Source organism: Clostridium sp. AF19-22AC, from assembly GCF_003479085.1.
Lineage (GTDB): Bacteria > Bacillota > Clostridia > Lachnospirales > Lachnospiraceae > Faecalicatena_A > Faecalicatena_A orotica.
Window position 1 is genome coordinate 22,016 of the sequence record NZ_QUGN01000032.1, and the last position, 6,000, is coordinate 28,015.

Sequence of the window (6,000 nt, forward strand, 5' to 3'; positions counted from 1 at the left end):
GTGCTGGCGAACATCAATAAAATGGAGGCTTTCTACATAAAAATAACAGTAAACAGGTGATAAAGTGAAGCACAGGTGATATAATAGTGTGAAACAGATTATGTAAGCAAAGAATCATGAAGGAGGAACTTCTATGTATTATAAAGAGTATGGAAATACAGGGATGAAGGTGTCCGCCATTGGCCTGGGGACGATGCGCTACGATGCCGACGATGTCAGTGCGGGGAGATTCGAAAAGTGTGCGGAGATACCGCTGTATGCCTTGGAGAATGGCATCAATTACTGGGATACTGCTCCCGGCTACTGCGATGATAAAAGTGAGATTATCACAGGAATTGCGCTTTCACAGGTGAAGAGGAACGATGTATATATTACCTCTAAGACGAACTTTAATACAATAGGAGAGAACCCGACCAGAGATGATTTCAGAAAAAGACTGGAGATGTCACTTGACAGACTGAAAACAGATTACATAGACTTTTATCATATGTGGTGTATGCTGGATCTGCAGTCATGGGAGAGACATATGGAGGTCCTGTATGGATTCTTCGAGGAGGCTAAAAAAGAAGGCCTTATCCGCAATATTGTATTTTCCTCCCATATGCAGGGCAATGACATTGAGACTGTTGTGGAGACTGGGAAATTCAGAGGCATGCTGATCGGCTATAATGCCCTTAATTACCGTTTCCGTCAGAGCGGTATTGAAAAGGCGTATAAAGAAGGAATGGGCGTTGTCGTCATGAATCCGCTCGGCGGGGGAATGATTCCAAACAATCCGGAGGCATTTACATACCTTACAGAGGGAACTGACCTCAACGTAGCACAGGCAGCATTGAGGTTTGTCGCATCCCACAGGGAAATAACTATTACACTGGCAGGATGTACGACAAAAGAACATGTGGACGATGCAGTAAAAGCTGTAGAGAATCTGGAAGAACGCCCGGCAGAGGAAATCATAAGACAATATGAGGGGAGAGGAGAATCTCTGAACAATCTCTGTACAGGCTGTGCGTACTGCAAAGGATGCCCGAAAGAAATCGAAATTCCAAAATACATGGATGCATATAACCAGTACATACTGACGGGAAATAAAAAGGCCATACCGGACCGCCTTGACAACCACTGGGATATCCCGAAAGAGAAAGTGCTGGAATGCATTGCCTGCAAAAAATGCGAGAAGCAGTGCACCCAGCATCTGCCGATCGTAGACCGGCTGAAAGAAATCGGAGAACTATAAATGAAAGTGTAACTGCACATTTTCAAAGGGGTCTGACCCCTTTGAAGCTGCTTGTTAAGAAATAGACAAGAACTGTACGCTATATGGAGGCATATCGAGCTGCCCGCTCAGTGTGCCTTCTTTTTGTGTGATCATGTCAGTATAATCGCCCTGAAGTTCGCCATTATTAGCAGTGAATTCAGAGTCAGATGCATTGATTGCAACCAATACTTTTTCTTTGTCACTTTTCCGCTCGAAAATGAGCTGGTGGTTGGTGATGGCTACATTATGGTAGCCGCCGTTGCAGAGTGCGTCGCTTTCACGGCGGACCGCTATCAGCTGTGTAATAAACGCAGTCAGTTCATTCGGTTTTGGATCCTCAAAGGCCGGGCGCAGCGCGTAATCATTATCCGGTGCCTTGACGCCCTCCTCACCCCACTCACTTCCATAATAAATACATGGGATGCCGGGCATGCCAAACAATATGCCATAAGCCAGAGGCAGATGCTCCTTGTTCGTGAGAATGCTTGCGATTCTGGTAACATCATGGTTATCTACGAAATTCATCAGATGCTTGCCGCGGTAAATGCACCACTGTTCAGGTCCATACTGGCGGTTTAGAGAGTGTGCAATCTCAAACAGGTTCATGCTGTTAAAACTGGAAAATATCCCTTTGTAGCATTCATAATTCGTACAGCTGTGAAGCATCTCATCATTGACGATAATGTTGTAATCACCGAAAAGAACTTCCCCGATCAATGCAAACCCGGGCTTCAATTCCTCACAGTACCGGCGTAAACGCTTCATAAAATTATGATCCAGACTGTAAGCAACATCCAGACGCAGACCATCGATACCGAATTCCTCAATCCAGAAACGGACGCACTCCAGCAGATAATCCACGACAGCCGGATTCTGGAGGTTCAGTTTGACAAGTTCATAATGCCCCTCCCAGCCCTCATACCAGAATCCGTCGTTATAACCGCTGTTTCCATCGAAATTGATACGGAACCAGTCCTTGTAAGGCGAATCCCATTTCTTCTCCTGTACGTCCTGAAAAGCCCAGAACCCGCGCCCTACGTGGTTAAAAACACCATCCAGCATAATCTTGACATCGTGGGAATGCAGCGTATCACATACATATTTAAAATCTTCATTCGTTCCGAGACGGCAGTCAATCTTCTTGAAATCCCTGGTATCATAACCGTGATTGTCAGAATCAAAGATCGGGTTCAGGATAATAGAACCGATCCCAAGCTTCTGGAGATATTCGCTCCAGCCTGCAATCTTCCGTATTCTGGGTACTGTCACTCCATCGTTATGAACCGGGGCATCACAAAATCCAATAGGATATATCTGATAGAAAGTTTCATTATAAGCCCACATAAGTTCCACCTGCTTTCTAATAAGGTAATTGTTAAAGTTCCATATTTAATTAGTAAAACTGGAAATACTTTTAAAGTATAACATAAATATAAGAGCCTTGAAAGACCCCGCGAACCGAAAAAAATGTCCGGATGCTGAAAAATATGTTGACAATTGGATTTGTACATACTATAATAGTACAGCATGACAAAAGGAGAAACAGCATACACCAAAGCCCCGGAGTGCGCTGATTTCATATAAAAGCAAAGCAAGTTATATGATGATTATTATTAGGAGGAACACCCATGAAAACTTATATGGCTAACCCAGACAAGATTGAAAGAAAATGGTATGTGGTTGACGCTGAAGGATGTACATTAGGACGTCTCTCTTCAGAGATCGCAAAAGTTCTGAGAGGAAAGAACAAGCCAGAATTCACACCACATGTTGATACAGGAGATTACGTAGTAGTAGTTAATGCAGAGAAAGTAAAAGTAACAGGCAAGAAGTTACAGCAGAAGATCTACTACAATCACTCTGACTATGTAGGCGGTATGAGAGAGACTACACTGGCAGAGATGATGGCTAAGAAGCCGGAGATGGTAGTTGAATTAGCAGTTAAAGGAATGCTTCCAAAAGGACCTTTAGGAAGAGAAATGCTTACGAAACTTCATGTATACGCTGGACCAGAGCACAAACAGCAGGCTCAGAAACCAGAAGTATTAACATTTTAAGGAAAGGTTGAAAGGAGGACATTACTGTGGCTAACGCAAAATATTACGGAACAGGAAGAAGAAAAAAATCTATCGCAAGAGTATATCTTGTACCTGGAACAGGTAAAATCACTATAAATAAAAGAGACATTGATGAGTATTTAGGACTGGAGACATTGAAGGTTGTTGTCCGCCAGCCACTCGTTGCGACTGGTACAGTTGATAAATTTGACGTACTGGTTAACGTACATGGCGGTGGGTATACAGGACAGGCAGGAGCAATCCGTCATGGAATCTCAAGAGCACTTCTTGAGGCAGATGCTGAATACAGACCTACTCTGAAGACAGCAGGATACCTTACACGTGATCCACGTATGAAAGAACGTAAGAAATACGGTCTCAAAGCAGCTCGTAGAGCACCGCAGTTCAGTAAGAGATAGGCAATTGCATATATTTATTGCATGGAAACCCACAGACATCAAGTTTGTGGGTTTTTTTGAAGTGATTGCTGTGGTATACTTATATTGTCAAAGATATATTGTTAAGAATATATGTTAAAGAATGGAATGAGGAGGAATGTATAATGCCGGAAATAGCACTATTTTATGGAATTAGGGTAACAATGTATTATGATGATCACAATCCACCGCATTTTCATGCAGAGTACAATGGACATAAAGCAATAGTGGAGATAGATGGAGTAAGAGTAATAAAAGGCGCCTTCCCGTCAAAACAATTAAAGCTAATTTTAGCATGGTGTGTTTTGCATCAAGATGAATTGATGCAGAATTGGGAATTATCGAAAGACGGGAAACCCATGAATAGAATTAATCCTTTGGTTTAGGGGGTGGTGATATGTTTCCAAAGGTAGTACAGGTGATACCAATGAAAGATTACTCAGTTTATGTATATTTTGAAGATGGAAAAATTGTATGCTATGATATGTCTAAAATGATTGAGAAAGAGGCATTTCGTCCACTGAAGGATATTGATGTTTTTACAGATACCTGCACGGTGATGAATGATACTCTTGCATGGGATATTTGTGGGAACCGGGATAATACAATGTGCTTGGATATTGACCCAGACACATTATACGAATTACCGTTTGTGAAAGAAAAGATAGCTTAATATATGGTTAGAAGATAGTATGCCTGCATATAAAAGAATTATCAGAACCCTTGAAGATGCGATGTTTTCAAGGGTTTCTTTATATTTTGAATAGTTATTAAATATCTTGATAGGGTGTAGAAATATATGGATAAAATGATTATATTTATTTTTTCGTTTTCTAAGTAGCTATATATAGCAAAAGCCACCCTGATTCTTGGTCGGTTCAGGTGGCTTTGCTATCTCATTAACCGGTCAACCACCTTGTGGGCGGTTGTTCCTTTTATATCTGTAATATATCATAATAATTTGTTTAATTCAACAGAAAATTGAGAAATGAAGCAGTATTGGTTGTTGTAAGAAGCTAAGAGTAACATACACGTAACTGACAAAGTGCCTGAAAATGCTATAAAATATAGGTTTGCAGTTCAGCAAGAGATAATAAGAAAATTTATAAAAGAATTATCAGAACCCTTGGAAACACAATGTTTTCGAGTGCTTTTGCGTCCCGGAAAGTTATCAGAATATGTGGGGAACTATCAAACACGCCCCCCACCAGCCACACTTGATACAGTACAAATAATCGTATATAATCTATATATAAATCTTATCGAAACATGGGGAGGGCTGGAAATGGATGACAATGGGATTGTCCTCCTTGTAGAGGACGACAAAGAGATACTGCGCATCAACAGACGTATCCTGGAGAAAGAGGGATTTACGGTGCTTTGTGCTGAAAGTCTTTGTGAGGCGCGGCAAAAGCTGGCCGGGCAGTCTCCTGATGTGTTGGTGCTGGACATTATGCTGCCGGATGGCAGTGGCCTTGATTTCTGCCGGGAGGTACAGGGTTTCACAGTCTCTCCGGTGTTGTTCCTTACTGCTTTAGATGAAAATCATGAGATCGTAGAGGGGCTGGCGGCAGGTGGCAGCGATTATATTACAAAACCTTATGACATGGAGCAATTTGTGGCCCGTGTCAAGTCTCATCTCCGGCTCGCGCGCATGAACCAGAGGGCGGCAGAGCAGGCGAAAACTCTCGTACGGGGGCCGCTTACGCTGGAGATGGTGTCAGGAAGAGCTTATTTGAACGGGACTGACCTGCTATTTAATGCCAAGGAATTTGCGCTGCTGCGGTTTCTGATACAAAATGAGGGTACTACATTTTCTAAAGAAGCTTTATATGAAGCTGTCTGGAATTTGCCTGTTATCCATGATGCCCGCGTCATAAAAAGCCATTTATCCCGTGTGCGTGTAAGACTTCAGGGCAGCGGCTACACAATCGAAACAGTGCGCGGGGTGGGATATCGGTTCGGACCTGTGAAGTAAAAAAGAACAGTGCAAAAAGTGTGAAGGTATAAACTTTTCAACCTTCACACTTTTTTGTGTCTTTTGTGGTAGAATAAGGAAAATAAATGGAGTAATTGAACAGAAAGCTATTTCGGGCCTTCTGTTTTATTTTTTTATAACTTAATTTATTAATTTATTAAAAAAGAATAAAAATTACGAAAGGGTCTTGACAATGATAAAAAATCGCATATACTTTGACAGACAGACAGACAGACAGACAGACAGACAGACAGACAGACAGACAGACAG

General features: G+C 41.9%; 7 protein-coding genes. 6 read left to right on the forward strand and 1 reads right to left on the reverse strand.

Features of this window, described 5'->3' with window-relative positions:
- Positions 1–133: 133 nt before the first annotated feature.
- On the forward strand, positions 134–1,237 hold the full coding sequence (locus tag DWX43_RS24235) for an aldo/keto reductase (RefSeq protein ID WP_109733940.1): 1,104 nt from the start codon (positions 134–136) through the stop codon (positions 1,235–1,237).
- Between the two features lie 54 nt (positions 1,238–1,291).
- On the opposite strand, the gene DWX43_RS24240 is transcribed toward DWX43_RS24235, so the two are convergent.
- Positions 1,292–2,602, reverse strand: a complete 1,311-nt coding sequence (locus tag DWX43_RS24240; protein ID WP_118622424.1) for an alpha-amylase family glycosyl hydrolase — start codon at positions 2,600–2,602, stop codon at positions 1,292–1,294.
- Positions 2,603–2,886: 284 nt separating this feature from the next.
- Between DWX43_RS24240 and rplM the strand changes: the two genes are divergently transcribed.
- From rplM to DWX43_RS24265, 5 genes are all read left to right on the forward strand, one after another.
- Positions 2,887–3,315: a 50S ribosomal protein L13 gene (rplM, locus tag DWX43_RS24245; protein WP_109733942.1), complete on the forward strand. Its 429-nt coding sequence runs from the start codon at positions 2,887–2,889 to the stop codon at positions 3,313–3,315.
- 26 nt (positions 3,316–3,341) lie between these two features.
- Positions 3,342–3,734 (forward strand): 30S ribosomal protein S9, encoded by a 393-nt coding sequence (gene rpsI, locus DWX43_RS24250; RefSeq protein ID WP_109733943.1) that lies wholly within the window; start codon positions 3,342–3,344, stop codon positions 3,732–3,734.
- A gap of 143 nt (positions 3,735–3,877) precedes the next feature.
- Positions 3,878–4,138, forward strand: a complete 261-nt coding sequence (locus tag DWX43_RS24255; RefSeq protein WP_118622426.1) for a DUF4160 domain-containing protein — start codon at positions 3,878–3,880, stop codon at positions 4,136–4,138.
- Positions 4,139–4,149: 11 nt separating this feature from the next.
- Positions 4,150–4,425, forward strand: a complete 276-nt coding sequence (locus DWX43_RS24260; protein WP_109733945.1) for a DUF2442 domain-containing protein — start codon at positions 4,150–4,152, stop codon at positions 4,423–4,425.
- 612 nt (positions 4,426–5,037) lie between these two features.
- Positions 5,038–5,730: a response regulator transcription factor gene (locus DWX43_RS24265; protein ID WP_118622428.1), complete on the forward strand. Its 693-nt coding sequence runs from the start codon at positions 5,038–5,040 to the stop codon at positions 5,728–5,730.
- The last annotated feature ends 270 nt before the right edge of the window (positions 5,731–6,000 follow it).

Bases quoted from the DNA above. Each gene is read 5' to 3' on its own strand.
- DWX43_RS24235 (WP_109733940.1), top strand. From the start codon at position 134: ATGTATTATAAAGAGTATGGAAATACAGGGATGAAGGTGTCCGCCATT.
- DWX43_RS24240 (WP_118622424.1), bottom strand. From the start codon at position 2,602: ATGTGGGCTTATAATGAAACTTTCTATCAGATATATCCTATTGGATTT.
- rplM (WP_109733942.1), top strand. From the start codon at position 2,887: ATGAAAACTTATATGGCTAACCCAGACAAGATTGAAAGAAAATGGTAT.
- DWX43_RS24255 (WP_118622426.1), top strand. From the start codon at position 3,878: ATGCCGGAAATAGCACTATTTTATGGAATTAGGGTAACAATGTATTAT.
- DWX43_RS24260 (WP_109733945.1), top strand. From the start codon at position 4,150: ATGTTTCCAAAGGTAGTACAGGTGATACCAATGAAAGATTACTCAGTT.
- DWX43_RS24265 (WP_118622428.1), top strand. From the start codon at position 5,038: ATGGATGACAATGGGATTGTCCTCCTTGTAGAGGACGACAAAGAGATA.